Source organism: Actinomadura sp. 9N407, from assembly GCF_044326315.1.
In the GTDB taxonomy this organism is placed as follows: Bacteria; Actinomycetota; Actinomycetes; order Streptosporangiales; family Streptosporangiaceae; genus Spirillospora.
Window position 1 is genome coordinate 207,750 of sequence record NZ_JBIRAW010000006.1, and the last position, 16,071, is coordinate 223,820.

Annotated in this window: 14 protein-coding genes; 7 read left to right on the plus strand and 7 right to left on the minus strand. The window is 70.5% G+C overall.

Annotation, left to right across the window (positions count from 1 at the left end; all coding sequences use genetic code 11):
• Positions 1-88: 88 nt before the first annotated feature.
• The 3 genes from ACH34Q_RS12185 to ACH34Q_RS12195 form a co-directional block, all read right to left on the minus strand.
• On the minus strand, positions 89-1,096 hold the full coding sequence (locus ACH34Q_RS12185) for a cupin-like domain-containing protein (protein ID WP_395982952.1): 1,008 nt from the start codon (positions 1,094-1,096) through the stop codon (positions 89-91).
• Positions 1,097-1,222: 126 nt separating this feature from the next.
• Positions 1,223-2,581 (minus strand): DUF6801 domain-containing protein, encoded by a 1,359-nt coding sequence (locus ACH34Q_RS12190; protein WP_395982953.1) that lies wholly within the window; start codon positions 2,579-2,581, stop codon positions 1,223-1,225.
• An 80-nt stretch (positions 2,582-2,661) separates the two neighbouring features.
• Positions 2,662-4,266 (minus strand): dolichyl-phosphate-mannose--protein mannosyltransferase, encoded by a 1,605-nt coding sequence (locus ACH34Q_RS12195; protein ID WP_395982954.1) that lies wholly within the window; start codon positions 4,264-4,266, stop codon positions 2,662-2,664.
• Positions 4,267-4,474: 208 nt separating this feature from the next.
• Here ACH34Q_RS12195 and ACH34Q_RS12200 point away from each other — a divergent pair, with 208 nt between their 5' ends.
• From ACH34Q_RS12200 to ACH34Q_RS12230, 7 genes are all read left to right on the plus strand, one after another.
• Positions 4,475-5,899 (plus strand): helix-turn-helix domain-containing protein, encoded by a 1,425-nt coding sequence (locus ACH34Q_RS12200; RefSeq protein WP_395982955.1) that lies wholly within the window; start codon positions 4,475-4,477, stop codon positions 5,897-5,899.
• A 208-nt stretch (positions 5,900-6,107) separates the two neighbouring features.
• The gene (locus ACH34Q_RS12205; protein ID WP_395982956.1) at positions 6,108-7,277 is read left to right on the plus strand and encodes an ABC transporter substrate-binding protein; all 1,170 of its coding nucleotides are present in this window, start codon (positions 6,108-6,110) and stop codon (positions 7,275-7,277) included.
• Positions 7,278-7,287: 10 nt separating this feature from the next.
• On the plus strand, positions 7,288-8,160 hold the full coding sequence (locus ACH34Q_RS12210; protein WP_395982957.1) for a branched-chain amino acid ABC transporter permease: 873 nt from the start codon (positions 7,288-7,290) through the stop codon (positions 8,158-8,160).
• Positions 8,157-9,095, plus strand: coding sequence for a branched-chain amino acid ABC transporter permease (locus ACH34Q_RS12215; RefSeq protein ID WP_395982958.1), 939 nt, complete (start codon positions 8,157-8,159; stop codon positions 9,093-9,095). Before ACH34Q_RS12210 ends, ACH34Q_RS12215 begins: the two co-directional genes overlap by 4 nt.
• On the plus strand, positions 9,092-9,874 hold the full coding sequence (locus ACH34Q_RS12220; protein ID WP_395982959.1) for an ABC transporter ATP-binding protein: 783 nt from the start codon (positions 9,092-9,094) through the stop codon (positions 9,872-9,874). Before ACH34Q_RS12215 ends, ACH34Q_RS12220 begins: the two co-directional genes overlap by 4 nt.
• Positions 9,871-10,575: an ABC transporter ATP-binding protein gene (locus ACH34Q_RS12225; RefSeq protein WP_395982960.1), complete on the plus strand. Its 705-nt coding sequence runs from the start codon at positions 9,871-9,873 to the stop codon at positions 10,573-10,575. Before ACH34Q_RS12220 ends, ACH34Q_RS12225 begins: the two co-directional genes overlap by 4 nt.
• Positions 10,576-10,697: 122 nt before the next feature.
• Entirely contained in the window at positions 10,698-11,555 is an 858-nt protein-coding gene (locus ACH34Q_RS12230; protein WP_395982961.1) for a PaaX family transcriptional regulator C-terminal domain-containing protein, read from the plus strand.
• A 17-nt stretch (positions 11,556-11,572) separates the two neighbouring features.
• Here the strand turns inward: ACH34Q_RS12230 and ACH34Q_RS12235 are convergent, their stop codons facing one another.
• Genes ACH34Q_RS12235 through boxC form a run of 4 tightly spaced genes read right to left on the minus strand, consistent with a single transcriptional unit; the run spans position 11,573 to position 15,986 of the window.
• Positions 11,573-12,313 carry an enoyl-CoA hydratase/isomerase family protein gene (locus tag ACH34Q_RS12235; protein WP_395982962.1) on the minus strand — a complete coding sequence of 247 codons (741 nt, stop codon included), beginning with the start codon at positions 12,311-12,313 and terminating at the stop codon, positions 11,573-11,575.
• A 35-nt stretch (positions 12,314-12,348) separates the two neighbouring features.
• A complete protein-coding gene (locus ACH34Q_RS12240) occupies positions 12,349-12,870 on the minus strand; it encodes a gamma carbonic anhydrase family protein (RefSeq protein WP_395982964.1) in 522 nt (173 codons plus the stop codon).
• A gap of 4 nt (positions 12,871-12,874) precedes the next feature.
• Positions 12,875-14,293, minus strand: coding sequence for a benzoyl-CoA 2,3-epoxidase subunit BoxB (gene boxB, locus ACH34Q_RS12245; RefSeq protein ID WP_395982965.1), 1,419 nt, complete (start codon positions 14,291-14,293; stop codon positions 12,875-12,877).
• A 1-nt stretch (position 14,294) separates the two neighbouring features.
• Positions 14,295-15,986, minus strand: a complete 1,692-nt coding sequence (boxC, locus tag ACH34Q_RS12250; protein WP_395982966.1) for a 2,3-epoxybenzoyl-CoA dihydrolase — start codon at positions 15,984-15,986, stop codon at positions 14,295-14,297.
• Between the last annotated feature and the right edge of the window lie 85 nt (positions 15,987-16,071).

Below are 16,071 nucleotides of genomic sequence, written 5' to 3' on the forward strand. Positions count from 1 at the left end.
AAGCGGGCATGCCGGAATGAACTCTCGAACCATGTGCGTCAATCCACCGCGCTAGCCGAAAGGAGAAAATCGCCTAGGCGGTGAACGGTCAGAGATGCTCGTACGTGGTGTACGAGTCGGCGAAATCGTTGAAGCGCAGGAAGTTGGTGAAACTCATCGTGACGCTCGCGTCGAGCCCTTCGACGTAGTGCCACCATCCGATCGGGATGAACAGCAGCTCGCCCGGCTCCAGCGTGCATTCGAGAACCTGCGCCTTCCGCATGGACGGGAAGCGCTCGTAGTCGACCGCGCTCGCGTCCACCTCCGAATAGCAGTGCAGGTTGTTGTAGATGTACGCGGTGTCGTGCAGCGGGACGAGTTTCACCCGTTTGCGGCCGATGACCTGGGCCATGAAGTTGTTGGTCAGGTCATGGTGGTAGGGGGTCTTCGTGCCGGCCGGGCCGAGCCAGAAGAAGCCCTTGTCGGGCGAGCCGGCGTCGAGGTACTCGCCGATCGGCTCGATGTCGGACCACAGCACGTCCAGGGCCTCGCGGTTGCGGGAGGCGTTGTTGGCCGTCATGTAGAAGTCGTTGGAGGACGCCGTCCGCTCGACCAGGTCGACGTAGTCGCCGAACGGCATCAGCCGCTTGTGCCGCGGCCCGTTGACCTCGTAGTTCTCGTCGGACTCGCGGCCGAACTGCACCTCGACCTCCAGGTCGCCGCAGCGGTCCCGCAGGTAGTCGAAGTCCCATCGGGTGAGCGCCGGCCAGGACTTGAGCATGCCGGTGATGATCACCGGCCGGTTGGCGCAGTAGAACTCCTCGAAGAACTCGTCGGCCGGCAGCCGCTCCCAGCGCTCGATCGCGCCGGAGCCGGCGCGCATCCGGTCGAGGCGGCCATAGACGGTCATCGCCCACTCGCGCTTTCGCAGCCGGTTGGCGATGCGCGACCCTCCCTGCACGTAAGGACTCGCCAATGCGCCGGCGACCTCGCGGGCGGCGTCCTCTTCGGAGAATTGCTCCTGCCGAGCCAGCGCCGCCCGGATCACGTCCGGCGGATTACCGAGGAGCAGGTTCTCGGCGATCCAGCGCCGCCAGTCGTCCATCGGATGATCCACGGCCATCCTCCCTTTTCCGCTCTGGCCCGCCAGTCTCCCATCGGGCCGACGGCGAAAATAGAAAGTGAATTGCGGGTGCCACGGCGGACTTCATTGTCTTTTGACAACCGGCCCGGCCGATGGTGCTCAACCGGTGGCGGCGGTACGTTTCGGCGCCGGCAGTACGGGCGGGCATCCCACCCCGACATCGGCGAGGCAGGAGGAACCGAGCGTCACCCTGAGCAGATTGTCCGGGCCGGCGACCGAGCCGTTGAAGACGGGGTCGAGATCCTCGCCCGCGCCGCATCCCCGGAACGCCGGAATGGTGAACTCCCCTTCGAGGAGCCCGCCTTCGAGGATGTTGGGCATCGTGCCGGTCAGCGTGATGTCGGCGGGAATTCTCGTCTCGCAGCGGCGTCCCACGTTCAGCGGCGTGCCGCCGGCGGTGACGTCGGATATCCGGATCGCCATCTTCAGCCGCGCGCTGACCTTCTGGATCCCCGTCCCGTCGTCGATGGCCTCGAACGTCCCGTAGTCCTTCGGGTCCTGGGGGTCGCCGGGGTCCAGGGGCCGCTGGATCAGTTCCATCGTGGCCGTCGTCGGCACGAAGCCGAACGTCAGGAAGGTCGACCGCGAGCGGATGGGACGGACGAACCGCTGCCGTACGGTCGCGCCGGTGTCGGTGAGCGCGAACGCGAGATTGGTCAGCGCGGGCGCCTGGAACTCCGGATCGTTGAGGATCGTCGCGCCGCTGAGCTTCTGGACGTTGGAGAATCCGGACATGTAGACGCAGCCCGAGATCCAGTCATCGGTCGGGCCGGCGTACTTGCCGCACTCCGGCGGTGTCTCGTCGGCTTCCGGTTTCGGCGCTCCGGGCGCCGCGGGGGCCGGTGCGCCTTCGGCCGCCGACACCCCGACGGTGGCCAGCGTCAGCGGCCGCTCCGGGACCGGTTCGCAGGCGATCGCGAGCTTCGGCGGCGCGGTCGCGCCGCCCTCGGCCGTTCGGGGAACGACCGTCAACTCCAGGGCACCGGCGGAGAAGGCGAGATCGCCCGCACCGGGCGCCGTCACCGGAGGTACCTCGCCCGACGCGGCCAGTACCAGGTGCTTGCCGCCAGGGACGGGTGTCGGCGCGGTGGCCAGGCCGTCCCAGCTCGCCTCCGTCGTCTTTCCGTTCTGGCCGGTCAGCGTCCCCAGCCGTACGGTGCCGGTGACGGAGGCGGCCCCGATTCCGGTCAGGTCGGCGACGGCCGCCGCCGGAATCGTCACCTCGGCCGTGATCCGGCCGGGCTGGATCGGCCGGCCCGTCACCCCCTTGTCGGGGAACGCGCCGCGCACGCGAACGCCGGTCGGCTGGTCCCCGGACGGAAAGCGGCACGTGTAGGCGAGGCCGACATCGGCGTCCTGCGCGCGCGCCGTCCCGCCGCCGGACGCCGGTCCGATCAGCAGCGCGCCCGATCCGATGACCGCGACACCGCGCAACGTTCCGCGTAGCCGGAACCTCATGGTCGGTCACCTTTCCTCAAGGGCTGGCTTCCTCAGGGCTGAATTCCTCGGCGGCTGGCGGCGGATGCGGGCCCCGCCGTTCACTTCCAGCCGTGGAACCACATGCGGGCCTGCCAGGCAGGCTCGGAGATGACCTCGGCGCTGAGGATCGGGTAGAAGTACCGCAGGATCACGGCGGCGACGAGCAGGTAGGCCAGTCCCCCGGCCGCCAGCGCCGCCCGTGCGGACGGCGCGGTCCCGTACCGCTCGATGATCCGCTGGTACAGCAGGACGATCGCCAGGACGGCGAACGGCAGCATCTGCAGCGAGTAGGTCGAGTACATGGTCCGGTCGTCGAAGGCGGCCGGGAACCACGGCAGCCAGGTCGCGAGGTAGCCCACCGCGACCGCGGCGATCCGCCAGTCCCGGACGAGGGGCGCGATCGCGAGCAGCGCGAGCAGGGCGGCGGTCGACAGCCACCAGATCGCCGGGTTGCCGAGATCCACCACCTGGCTGACGCATCGGGCGGCGTCACAGCCGTCCTGGCCGAGGGCCGGGTCGCCGCGGTACATGACGGCCGGCTTGCTCAGCAGCGGCCAGTCCCAGGGCCAGGACTGCGCGGGGTTGCCCGAACGCACGCCGCTGTGAAACTCCAGGGTCATGGCGTGGTAGTGCCACAGCGACCTGAGCGGGTTCAGGAACGTTGGCCAGATGTCACTGGCGTGCTGGTCGGCCCAGTACCGCTGGAACCCCGGCAGGCTCCGGCCGAACATCGCCTGCTGCAGGCCGGTGCCCGAGGCGAACCAGCCCCACCAGCCGGCCAGGTAGACGATCGCGGCGACGGCCCAGACCTGCGCGAACGACGGCAGCAGGTCCAGTTTCAGCATGCCGCGCCACGGGCGTGCCACGCCCGCGTCCTTGCGCGCGTTCAGGTCCCACACCAGTGCCAGCAGCCAGAAGGCGGCCAGAACGTAGATCCCGGACCATTTCGTGGCGCACGCCAGTCCGAAGAACACCGCCGCGCCGATCCGCCATCGGTGCCACAGGAAGGGACCGCCGAGGCCCGCGCCGTCCAGCCTCGCGGTCAGCCCGGTCCGGGTCCTGTCCCGATCCACCACGAGGCACGCGAATCCGGCGAGCGTCCACAGCAGCAGGAAGATGTCGAGCATGGCCGTCCTGCTGGACACCAGCCATACGCCGTCCAGCGCGAGCAGCAGGCCGGCGGCGCAGCCCAGCGGGGTGGAGCCGGTCATCCGGCGGGCCGTGCGGGCGAGGATGAGCACCGCCAGGACTCCGGCGGCACCGGCCGCGAAGCGGAATCCGAACGGGTCGGCGCCGAATACGGCGATGCCCGCCGCGATGAGCCATTTGCCCACCGGCGGATGGGCCGACCACAGCCCTCCTCGCCCCAGCCCGGCCTCCGGGTTCCCGGCGAGGAAGAACATGTTGGCGGGCCGGCCCTCGGCGTCGACGTTCCAGTTGCGTTCGACGCCGTACCGCAGGAGCGACCAGCCGTCCTTGGCGTAGTACGTCTCGTCCCAGATGATCGCGTGCGGCGAGCCCAGCCGGTGGAAGACCACGAGGCCGGCGACGGCGGAGACCAGGAGCGGTCCGAGCCAGCCCCAGGGCAGTGCGGCGAGCCGGTCGCGCATGGACGGCACGCACGCCCGCGCTTCCCGCTCCCCGGCCGTCACCGTGGTGGTCACTCGATCCCACCCCCCTTCGTCCCGGTACGCGGTCGGTTCGGTCGTCGCCGCTTCGTCAAGGACCGTAATGAAGGCGACACCCCGGCGAAATCGACAAATCTACGGAGAACCGGCGCGGCGGACTCAGATGTCTGAGCGTGACCGGCCGGGCCGCGAGGATCCGCCGCAGGGGGGCACGGCCACCCGACCAGGAGGGGGACGCTCGGAGGTGCCCCCGTACGCCAGTAGTTCGGTGAGCGTTTCCCTTCGACAATGCTCGCCTTCAAACAAGAACGGCGGCCGACGGCTGAGTGATACTGCGGTTCGGCACGTACCGGAGCGGCTTCTGATGGGAGTGGTGACCATGGTTCTGCCTCCGCTCGACATCCGCGCGTTCTCCAGAATCCGCCCGCAACTCGCCGGCCGGTTGCGTCCGCGCGTGAACCCGCCGGCGGGAACCGTGATCGATGTCACCGCGGATTCCGTGGAAACCATGGAAACCGTGGAAACCGGAATCGCCGACCAGGCGGATCAGATCTCCCGGTCGCTCCGCGAGGGCGCGGTCAAGACCGTGCACCATTTCTGCGATCTGATCGAGGACTCCCGGGACACCACCTGGGAGCGCATGGGCGGCTGGTACGTGGAGACCGGCGGGTGGATGGCGCTGGAAGGCCGCGGGGCCGAGGAATTCCAGCGGCTGCTCTTCAGTTCGGCCCGCGCGGTGTGGCGCGCGGTGAACGATCTGAGCGAGACCGAGTACCACGCGACCACCCTGGACGCGATCGCGAACGCGCAGTTCGTCTTCTTCGACGCGGTCACGGCGGCGTTCAACCTGGGGTACCGGTCGCAGGGCCCCCGGTTCGCCGTCGACCAGCATCGCGACCGCAGGCTGCTGGCGGAGATGCTGCTCGCCGAGGAGCCCGACCTGGAGGCCGTCGCGGCGCTGGCCCGGCAGATCAACTGGCCGCTGCCGCGCACGATCGCGGCCGTCGCGCTCTCCCCCCGCGAGGGGCGCCACCCGCGGCAGTTGATGCTCCCGGGCGAATTGCTGATCCATCCCCATGGCTCGAAACCGTGGTTGCTGCTGCCCGATCCGGAGAGCGTGGTACGGACCCGTCCGCTGGAGCCGATGACGGGCGACTGGATCGTGGCGGTCGGCCCGGCGGTTCCTGTCGGGCAGGCCTTCCATTCCCTCGCCTGCGCGCGCGACACGCTTTCACTCGTCCAGCAGGGAAGCATTCCGGATACCGGGCTCGTCCGGAGTGACGACCATTTCCCGCTGCTCGTCCTATTCCGTTCCAAGGCCATCATCAACAGCACCGCGTCCGAGCGCCTCGCGCCGCTGGACGAGGTCTCCCCCGCACAACGCGACAGGCTCGCAGAAACACTTCTCGCACTGCTGGAGCGCAATTTCAATGCCACCGCGGCGAGCGCCGATCTGCAGCTGCATCCGCAGACCGTCCGTTATCGCCTGCACCAGCTGCAGGGCCTGTTCGGCGATGACCTGCACGACCCGCGGGCCCGCCTGGAACTCCAGCTGATCCTGCATGCCCGGCTCGCCCTGGAGCCGGACCGCCGGCGCGCCCGCGAGGCGGCGCCGCCGGCCCCGGCGCTGCCCGGCGACACTCCGGACCTCAGCCTGTCCTGCCCGTGATCATCCGTCAACAGTCAGCTGGCGGAACGTCGGTCACCTGTAGTTCTTGACACCCGCCATCCTCGCCCTGACTGCTGACTTTCATGGATGAACGCCCGAATATCCGAGCTCGAATTCATTACAAACTCTTGACGCTGCCACGAACTTCTGTAGATCCTTGGCGCACTCCGTCGGCGCGTCACGCCGGCGTCCGACGCAGGGAGCCGCCATGGGTTACCGCTCGATCATCACGGCACTGTCGGCGAGTGCCCTCGTGCTGGCGGGGTGCGGTGGTTCCAGCCTGGGCCAGTCCGGCGGCGGCCAGTCCGGCGGCGAGGTGAAGATCGGGCTGCTGGTGCCGCTGTCGGGCGTGTACGCGCCGCTCGGCGAGGACATGCGCAACGGCTTCAAGCTCTACCTGGACCAGCACGGCGGCAAGCTCGGCGGCCGTACGATCAAGCTCGTCACCGCCGACGAGGGCGCGGGCCCGCAGACCGGCGTGCCCGCCGCGCAGAAGCTGGTGACCCAGGACCAGGCCGCCGCGGTGGTCGGGGTGGTCAACTCCGCGACCGCGCTCGGCCTGCGCGACTTCTTCCACGAGTCCAAGCGGCCGCTGCTGGTGGCCAACGCCGGTGCCGACGACATCACCGGCGCGCGCAAGTCCGACTACGTCTGGCGGACGAGCTTCGCCAACGGCAAGGTCGGGGCCGCGCTCGGCCCCGCCGTCGCCGAGGACGCCAAGGGCGGCGTCTACCTCATCGCCGCCGACTACGCGGCGGGCCGGGAGATGGTCGGCGGGTTCCGCAAGACCTTCGAGGCCGCGGGCGGCAAAGTCGCAGGCGAGAAGTACACCCCGTTCGGCAAGACCCAGGACTACCAGCCGTACCTGTCGGCGATCCGCGCGTCCGGCGCCAAGGCCGTCTACACCTTCTACGCCGGCGCCGAGGCGGTGAGCTTCGTCAAGCAGTACAAGCAGTTCGGGCTTGCGGGCGAGACTCCCCTGTACGGCACCGGCTTCCTGACCGAGGGCGGCGTGCTGGACGCCCAGGGCGAGGCCGCGGTCGGGGTCAAGACCTCGCTGCACTACTCCACCGAGCTGGACACCCCGCGCAACAAGGAGTTCGTGGCCGCCTACCGCAAGGCGTTCAACGAGCCGCCGACGGTGTACGCGGTCCAGGCCCACGACGCGGCGGCCGTACTGGACAAGGCCCTCGCCAAGGCACCGGGCGCCGAGGGCGACGCGCTGGTCAAAGCGCTGGGAGGCGTCGGGCCGATCGACAGCCCGCGCGGGCAGTGGAGCTTCGACGCCGACCACGACGCCCAGCAGAAGTACTACCTGCGCGAGGTCCGGTCCAAGGACGGCACCGTCGTCAACGCGGTCATCCGCGAGCTGAAATAGGCGCCGCGCCATGGACACCTATCTGGTGAGCGTCCTCAACGGGCTGGCGATGGGCTCGCTGCTGTTCGCGATCGCGCTGGGCCTGTCACTGGTGTTCGGCATGATGGACGTGCTCAACCTCGCGCACGGCGCGGTCTACCTGGCCGGCGCGTACGTCGCGGTCGCGCTGGTCGCCGACGGCGCGGGCCTGATGACGTTCGTGCTGGCGGTGCTGGTCGCGGCCGTGGCCGGGGCAGTCCTCGGCGGCGTGCTGGCCGGGCTGACCCGCGCGACCCGGCACCATCTGGACCAGGCCCTGCTCACGCTCGGCGTCGCGCTGGTGGTCGCCGAGCTGCTGTCGATCGCGTTCGGCAACGAGGTCCGTTCCATCGCCGCGCCCGCGCCGTTCGGCGGCGGCGTCTCGGTGTTCGGCGAGACCTATCCGGTCTACCGGCTGATGGTGATCGGCCTCGGGATCGTGCTGGCGATCGCCGTCTACCTCCTGGTGGAACGCAGCGCGCTCGGCTCGGTGATCCGGGCCACCGTCGCCGACCGGGCCATGGTGTCGGCGCTGGGCGTCAACACGGGCCTGGTGCTGATCGGCGTCTTCGCCGGAGGCGCGGCGCTCGCCGCGGCCGGCGGGGTCCTCGCCGGCCCGATCCTGGGCGCCCAGCCCGGCCTGGACGAGAAGGTCCTGCTGCTCGCGCTGGTCGTGGTGGTCGTCGGCGGCCTGGGTTCGGTACGCGGCGCGCTGCTCGGCGCCATCCTGATCGGGCAGGTGCAGGCGCTCGGTACCACGCTGCTCCCGGAGTACGCCTCGTTCCTGATCTTCGCGGCGATGGCCCTGGTGCTCCTGCTGCGCCCGGCCGGCCTGCTTCCGGCCCAGAAAGCGGTGCGCGCATGAGGTCCAAGCAGGCGGTCGTCGTCGCGGTGCTGGCGCTGCTGGTGGCGGCGCCGATGGTTCTGGGTTCCTATCCGGTGACGACCATGACGCGGATGCTGGCGTTCGCGGTGCTGGTACTCAGCGTGGATCTGCTGACCGGTGTCACGGGCCTGCCCACGCTGGGGCAGGCGGCCTATTTCGGGGTCGGGGCCTACACAGCTGTCCTCGTCGGCATTCACATCACGCCGGACGCGCTGGTGCAGGTGCTGGCGGGCCTGGTCATGGGGCTGGTCGCCGCCGCCCTCACCGGCTGGGTGGCCGTCCGCGTGCGCGGGATCGTGTTCCTGATGCTGACCCTCGCGATCGGCGAATCGGTGCATCAGGTGGCCGATACGTGGTCGGCCGTGGGCGGCAGCAACGGGCTGTCCGGGATGCCGCCGATCAGCCTGTTCGGCGGGCCGCCGATACTCGCGGCGGGGTTCGTCTACTGGTGGGTGCTGGCGGTCGCGATCGCGGTGTTCGCCGCCGTGGCGCTCGTCGTCCGCTCCCCGTACGGGCGGACGCTGCGCGGCATCCGCGACAACGAGGCGCGGATGCGCGCGCTCGGGTACCGGCCGGCGCTGGCCAGGTACGGTGTCTTCTGCCTGGCGGGAGCGGTCGCGGGGGTGGGCGGGGCGCTGTGGGTGGCGCAGGCCCGGTTCGTCTCCCCCGGGGATCTGGGCTTCGAGGTCGCCGCGCTCGCACTGCTCAGCGTCGTGATCGGCGGCGCGGGCAGCCTGTGGGGCCCGTGCCTGGGCGCGGCTCTGGTGCTGCTCGTACGGGACAACCTCTCCACTTACATCGGCGGGCACGGACCGCTGGTGCTGGGCCTGCTGTTCATCGCCGTCGTCTTCCTGATTCCACGCGGCCTGGCGGGCATCAAGGGTGCCCGCCGCCGGAAGGAGAGTCCCGCGTGACCCCCCTCTTGGAGTTGCAGGGCCTCACCCGTTCCTACGGCTCGCTCACCGCCGTCGACCATGTGGACCTGACCGTCATGCCAGGAGAACGGCACGCGCTGATCGGCCCGAACGGCGCGGGCAAGTCGACGCTGTTCGCGACCGTGGCCGGAACGCTCCGGGCGTCCAGCGGGCGCGTGCTCCTCTCCGGTCAGGACGTCACGTCCCTGGCCGAGTCCGAACGGGCCAGGCGCGGCATGCTGCGCACCTACCAGCACGCCAGCCTCTTCCTCGATTGCTCCGTTCTGGACAACGTCGCGCTCGCCGTCCAGCGCGTCCATGGGGTGGCGCACCGTTTCGACCGGGCCGCGCGACGCTTCCGGCGTACCGACGCGGAGGCGCTTCGCCACCTGGAGTCGGTCGGGCTGGACGGCCGCGCTCGCGACAAGGTCGCCGCCCTCTCCCATGGCGAACGGCGGCAGCTGGAAGTGGCGATGGTGCTCGCCGCCGAACCGGCCCTGGTCATGTTCGACGAGCCGACCGCCGGGATGTCCGCCGCTGAGACGGAACGGTTCGTGGAGCTGATGGAACGGCTCCCCGAGAGCCTCACGCTCGTCATCGTCGAGCACGACCTGGACGTGGTGTTCCGCCTGGCCGGCCGCGTCACCGTTCTGCATCTGGGCAAGGTGCTCGCCTCCGGGCCACCGGAGGAGATCCGGGCCGACGAGGCCGTACAGAGCGCCTACCTGGGCTCGGCCAGAACCGAGGACCTGTTCGCCGACGCGGGAGGAGCCCCATGACCGATCTGCTGACCGTGCGCGACCTCCGCGCGGGGTACGCGGGCAGCACGGTGCTCGACGGCGTCGACTTCACTGTGCCCGCCGGTGCCGTCGTGGCGCTGCTCGGGCGCAACGGTGTCGGGAAGACCACGTTCATCCACACGGTCATGGGCATGCTGAAGCCGTACTCGGGCAGCGTCCGCATCGGCGACCGCGAGTTCGCCGGGGCGGCCGCGCACACCGTCGCCCGCAGCGGTGTCGCGATCGTTCCGCAGGGCCGCCGCGTGTTCGCGCCTCTCACGGTGGACGAGAACCTGCGCATCGCGGCGCGGGGCAAGGGCGGCGCTTGGACGCCCGCGCGGGTCTACGAGCTGATGCCGCGCCTCGCCGAGCGCCGTACCAACCGGGGCGACCAGCTGTCCGGCGGCGAGCAGCAGATGCTGGCCATCGGCCGGGCGCTGCTGAACAACCCGCGCCTCCTGCTGCTGGACGAGCCCTCGGACGGCCTCGCGCCCGCGGTCGTCGATCAGGTCGCCGAGCTGCTGGAAGGGCTGCGCGGCGAGGGCATCGCGGCCGTCCTGGTGGAACAGGACCTGCACCTGGCCTTCCGCCTCGCCGACGAGGTCGCCGTGATGCGGAAGGGACGCATCGTGCACCGAGGCACCACCGCCGACTTCCGCGGCGACCGCGCTCGGGCCCATGCGCTCCTCGGCGTGGGCTGACCCGTGCGGGCCGCCGGCCCGCCTCTCGCTACGGACAGCTAACGTCTCGTCGCGTACTTGTAGCATGGACTGTTCTCAGCCCTTGATCGATCATCCCTTGCCCGAGGAGTGTCCCCCGCGCCATGCCCGGTGATGACCAGAGCCCTGCGGCAGCGTCGATGACGCGGCGCCAGCAGGCCGGCTCGAAGAGCGCCCAGTCCCTGCTGATGAGCGTGTTCGGCGAGTTCGTGCTGCCGCAGGGCGAGCCGGTGTGGACCTCGACGCTGCTGCACGTGCTGGCCGGGCTGGAGATCGAGGAGAAGTCGGCCCGGCAGGCGCTGACCCGGATGGCGGCCAAGGGCTGGATCGAGTCCGAGCGGGCCGGGCGGCGGGTGCGATGGGCCCTGACCGGGACCGGCCGTACGCTGCTGCGCGAGGGCGCCGAGCGGATCTACTCCTTCGGCCGCGAGCGCGACTCCTGGGACGGGCGCTGGCTCGTCCTGCTGGCCAGCGTCCCCGAGTCCAAGCGCGACCTGCGCCACCAGCTGCGCAACGGGCTGACGTGGGCGGGGCTGGGCAGCCCGATCCCCGGCGTGTGGATCAGCCCGCACGCCTCCCGGGAGGCCGAGGCCAAGCAGGTGGTGGAGAACCTCGGCCTGGATCCGGTGGTGCTGTCGTTCTGCGGCCCGTTCGCCGGGATCGGGTCCGAGCGCGCCATGGTCGAGCAGGCCTGGCACCTGGACGATCTGGCCGCCGCCTACGAGGAGTTCGTCCGCGAGTTCGCCGGGCTGCGGCCCGCCGCCGGCGACCAGGCGCTATTGGCCCAGATCCGGCTCGTGCACGAGTGGCGGCGCTTCCCCCGGCTGGACCCGCAACTGCCGCTGGAGCTGCTTCCCCCGCACTGGATCGGCGTACGCGCCGCCAACGTCTTCACCGACCTGCACCGGCAATGGCAGGACGCCGCCCAGGAGCGCTGGGCGGCGCTGATCACCGAAGGATAGCCGCAGCGGTACGGGGGTCATCGGTTTCTCCGCTCCAGAAAGGCCGTCATCCGGTCGTGCTTGTCCTCGCCGTCGAACAGCAGGGCTTGGGCGGCGAGGTCGAAGGTCGTGGTCGCGGGACGGCGGCTGCGCAGCGCCAGCTTGGTCAGCTCCAGCGCCCGCCAGGACCGCTTGGCGATGGTGGCCGCCATGGCCCGGCCGCGCTCGTTCAGGTCCTCGGCGCTGTCGGCGACCTCGTCGACCAGCCCGGCGGCGAGGGCCTCCTGCGCTCCGACGCGCGCCCCGGCGTACAGCATCCGGCGGGCCGTACCCAGGCCGGCCAGCTGCGGCAGGCGCCAGTTCGCGCCCGCGCCGGCGATGATGCCCAGCGACAGTTCCGGCTGCGCGAACACCGCGTCCGGCGAGGCGATCCGGAAGTCGCACGCCAGCGCCAGCTCGCAGCCGCCACCGAACGCGGGGCCGTCGACCAGCGCGATCGTCGGCCAGCGGTGCGCCTCCAGCCGCTCGAACAGCCCCGCGTTGATCGCCAGCAGCGCCGCGTCGGCGTCCCGGTCACGCAGTTCGGCGATGTCGGCCCCGGCGGCGAACATCCCCGGCGTGGTCGAGTGGACGATCAGAAGGGACGGCTCCCGCCGAGCCTCGTTCAGGACCGCGTCCAGCTCGTCGACCATCGCCTGGTCGAGGGCGTTGTGCTTGTCCGGCCGGTCGAGGCCGACCCACCAGAGCCGGTCCTCGCGGCGGATGTGGACGAGCGTCATGAGATCGGCTCCAGAGCTAGAGGGATGTTCGCCGTTCAGTCGATCCGGCGCAGGTCGGTGCGGTAGCGCCCGGCCATGCCCTGATACAACCCGACGGCCTCGGTGACCCAGCCGGCCAGGGCCTCGGGAGCGGGCCGGATCTTGGCCGGTACGCCCAGGGCGATGTGCCCCGCAGGGACGCGGGCGCCTTCGGGCACCAGCGCCGCCGCGCCCACGGCCGCGCCGGGCTCGGCCTCCGCGCGGTTCAGCACGATCGAGCCCGAGCCGATCAGGCAGCCGTCGCCGATCGTGCAGCCTTCCAGGTGGGCGTTGTGCCCGACCACGCAGCGATCCCCGATGAGCGTCGGCCAGTCGGCGGTGGTGTGCACGACGGTGCCGTCCTGGACGGAGGTCAGCGCCCCGACCTCGATGCGGCCGTAGTCCGCGCGCAGCACGGCGGCGGGCCAGACGGACGCCTCCGCGCCGATCGTGACCGCTCCGATCACGGTCGCGTCCGGGTGGACGAACGCGTCCGGATGGATGTCGGGGACCAGGTCCCCGAGCGCGTAGATCGCCATCAGCTCAGGCCAGGTGGACGTAGTCGTAGTCGAACGGCTGCCCGTTGATGCCCTGGCGCGGCGGGGCGATCCAGGCGGCGATCTTGCCGCGCTCGTGCACCGGCCGCATCAGCGACCGGACGTGGGTCTTGTCCACCTCGGTCGGCAGCCAGGCGCCCTTGCGCGCCTCCCATTCCGCCCGGGAGAGGACCTGGCCGTCCGGTGCGGCCTGGAGACCGGCGAACGCGCCGACCTGCCGGTTGAACGCCACGTGCGGCAGCCGCAGCCGCTGCGGGACGCCGGCCTCCTCCAGGATGCGGTTCCAGCGGTTCACTCCGTTCTGGCAGTCGCCGATGTACTCGCGGCGCAGGTCGGTGTTCAGCCCGACGAGCGCGGCCACCTCGGTCTGCCCGATCCCGCCGTCGATCAACGCGTCGACCATGATCGCGTCGTCGACGAGCCGGTGGTCGTCCTTGCGGCGGCCCTCGGCCCAGCGGCCCTTGAGCCCGGCGGTGTAGTAGTTGGCGACGTTGGTGGACGTCTCGCCACCGAACAGGTCAAGCGACACCGAGTAGTGGAAGTTCATGTACTTCTGGATCACGTCCAGCGGGATCCCGCCGTGCGCGACGACGTCGTCGGTGTCGTGCTCGCGCATCAGCTGGACGGTCCGTTCCACCACCCGGTCGATCCCGGTGGTCCCCACCATCATGTGGTGGGCCTCCTCCTTCAGCATGAACTCGCAGGTGCGGCTCAGCGGGTCGAACGCCGACTCCTTGAGCGTGCCGAGCTGGTACTTGCCGTCCCGGTCGGTGAAGTAGGTGAACATGAAGAACGAGAGCCAGTCGGGCGTCTCCTCGTTGAAGGCGCCCAGGATCCGCGGCGACTCCTCGCTGCCGGAGTTGCGCAGCAGCAGGGCCCCGGCCTCCTCGCGGCCTTCCCGCCCGAAGTAGGCGTGCAGGAGGTAGACCATCGCCCACAGGTGACGGCCCTCTTCGACGTTCACCTGGAACAGGTTGCGCAGGTCGTACAGGCTCGGGGCGGTCGCGCCGAGGTTGCGCTGCTGTTCCACGCTGGCCGGCTCGGTGTCGCCCTGGATCACGATCAGCCGCTGCAGGTCGGCGCGGTATTCGCCGGGCACCTTCTGCCAGGCGGGCTCGCCCTTGTGCTGCCCGAACCCGATCGTCCGGTCGCGGTCGCGCTCGGCCAGGAAGATGCCCCAGCGGTAGTCCTTCATGGCCACATGGCCGAAGTGGGCCCAGCCCTCGCGGCCCACGTTCACGGCCGTGCGCAGGTAGACGTCCTCGGTCGGAAGGGTGGGGCCCATCTCCTCCCACCAGGACAGGAAGTTGGGCTGCCAGGACTCCAGCGCCCGCTGCAGCCTGCGGTCCTCGTGCAGGTCGACGTTGTTGGGGATCTTGTCGCCGTAGTCGGCCGTGATCGTCATGTCACACTCGCTTCTTGTCGAACTCGGCCCGCCGCCCGGTGCCGTACCGGCGCAGCGCGCCCTCGGGACCGGAGGCGTTGGGACGGTTGAAGATCCAGTTCTGCCACGCGGTGAGCCGTCCGAAGATCTTGGTCTCCAGGGTCTCCGGCCCGGCGAAGCGGTAGTTGGCCTCCAGGCCGGTCAGCGCGTCCGGGCTGAACCCGGCCCGCTCCTCGACCGCGATCCGGACCTCCTCGTACCAGTCGATGTCGTCCGGCGCGAACGTGACCAGCCCGAGCCGCTCGGCGTCGGCCGCCTCCAGCGGCTCGCCCTCGACGGCCTCCGCGCCCGCCAGCGCCTCGGCGTCGCCGAAGAAGCGGGTGGCGGTACGGGTCAGGCCGTTGCCCATCGGCAGCGGCCCCAGGTTCATCGCGCCGATCGTGATCGTGGCGGGATCGGCGTCGGGGTCGATGTCCTCGAACACGCCGTCCAGCTGGAACGAGCGATCGGCGGCCAGCGCCAGTTCCAGCAGCGACCCGGCGAAGCAGCCGCCCGGCTCGATCAGCGCGATCAGGCTGCGGCTGGTGACGTCCAGGCGCTTGAGGGTCCGCTTGAGGTAGTGCACGATCTCGTTGGCGAGCCAGTCGCCGGGATCCTTGAGCAGCAGCGCGTCGTGGGCCAGCACCCGCGCGGGGTCGCCCTTGGTCCGCAGCACCCAGGTGCCCAGGCCGGTCTCGTTGGTGCGCAGATCCAGGATCAGATCGTCCAGCTCGCGCGCGACGGCCAGCGGCCAGAAGTCCGTCCCCTGCTCGCGCACGTCCGCGGGCGCGTCGCCCTCGGGGCCCAGCACCGTGATCTCCACGGCGCTTCGCTCGTGGTCCAGGACCGCGCCGACGTGGCGGTAACCGATGTGATCATCGGTCCGGGTCTTGGCCAGCGGAGTCAGCTCGATGCCACTCGCGCCGGCGGGACGGGCCGAGCGCTCGGCGAAGGTCGCGGCGCGCTCCTTGACCGTCCCGTCCCAGGCGGTACGCGGGACGACCTCGTCCACCAGCCGCCACGCCACGGCCTTCTTGCCGCCCAGCCCCTCGGCCCTGGTCGAGAAGTAGTCGGCCAGGTCACGGCGTACGTGCCGCTTGTCCGACACCCGGGTCAGCCCGCCGGTGCCCGGCAGCACGCCCAGCAGCGGCAGCTCCGGCAGCGACACCGCCGACGAGCGATCGTCCACCAGCATGATGTGCTCGCACGCCAGTGCCAGCTCGTACCCGCCGCCCGACGCGGTGCCGTTCAGCGCAGCGACATACGTCTGCCCCGAGTTCGCCGTCGCGTCCTCGATCCCGTTGCGGGTCTCGTTGGTGAACTTGCAGAAGTTCACCTTCCACGCGTGCGTGGACGCCGCCAGCATCCGGATGTTGGCGCCCGCGCAGAAGATCTTCTCCTTGCCGCTGGTCAGCACCACCGTCCGGACCCCGGGATGCTCGAACCGCAGCCGCTGGACGGCGTCGTACAGCTCGATGTCCACGCCCAGGTCGTAGGAGTTCAGCTTCAGCTCGTACCCCGGAACCAGGCCGCCCTGATCATCGACGTCCATCACGAGCGTGGCGACGGAGCCGTCGAACGTCAGCCGCCAGTGCCGGTAGCGGGACGGCTCCGTCCGGAACTCGACCCGGTCACTCCGCTGCTGCGAGACCGGCTCGCCCGGCAAGGTGGTCATCGAAGTGCCTCCAGATGTCTCGACACCCCCAATACTCCACATCTACATGGCGAGTCGTCAAGTATCTGTCGTACTTAAGATGGCC

What these genes read in the sequence shown, in the direction of transcription:
- ACH34Q_RS12205 (WP_395982956.1), top strand. Translation starts at nt 6,108, where the DNA reads ATGGGTTACCGCTCGATCATCACGGCACTGTCGGCGAGTGCCCTCGTG.
- boxC (WP_395982966.1), bottom strand. Translation starts at nt 15,986, where the DNA reads ATGACCACCTTGCCGGGCGAGCCGGTCTCGCAGCAGCGGAGTGACCGG.
- ACH34Q_RS12225 (WP_395982960.1), top strand. Translation starts at nt 9,871, where the DNA reads ATGACCGATCTGCTGACCGTGCGCGACCTCCGCGCGGGGTACGCGGGC.
- ACH34Q_RS12240 (WP_395982964.1), bottom strand. Translation starts at nt 12,870, where the DNA reads ATGGCGATCTACGCGCTCGGGGACCTGGTCCCCGACATCCATCCGGAC.
- ACH34Q_RS12190 (WP_395982953.1), bottom strand. Translation starts at nt 2,581, where the DNA reads ATGAGGTTCCGGCTACGCGGAACGTTGCGCGGTGTCGCGGTCATCGGA.
- ACH34Q_RS12235 (WP_395982962.1), bottom strand. Translation starts at nt 12,313, where the DNA reads ATGACGCTCGTCCACATCCGCCGCGAGGACCGGCTCTGGTGGGTCGGC.
- ACH34Q_RS12230 (WP_395982961.1), top strand. Translation starts at nt 10,698, where the DNA reads ATGCCCGGTGATGACCAGAGCCCTGCGGCAGCGTCGATGACGCGGCGC.
- ACH34Q_RS12210 (WP_395982957.1), top strand. Translation starts at nt 7,288, where the DNA reads ATGGACACCTATCTGGTGAGCGTCCTCAACGGGCTGGCGATGGGCTCG.
- boxB (WP_395982965.1), bottom strand. Translation starts at nt 14,293, where the DNA reads ATGACGATCACGGCCGACTACGGCGACAAGATCCCCAACAACGTCGAC.
- ACH34Q_RS12215 (WP_395982958.1), top strand. Translation starts at nt 8,157, where the DNA reads ATGAGGTCCAAGCAGGCGGTCGTCGTCGCGGTGCTGGCGCTGCTGGTG.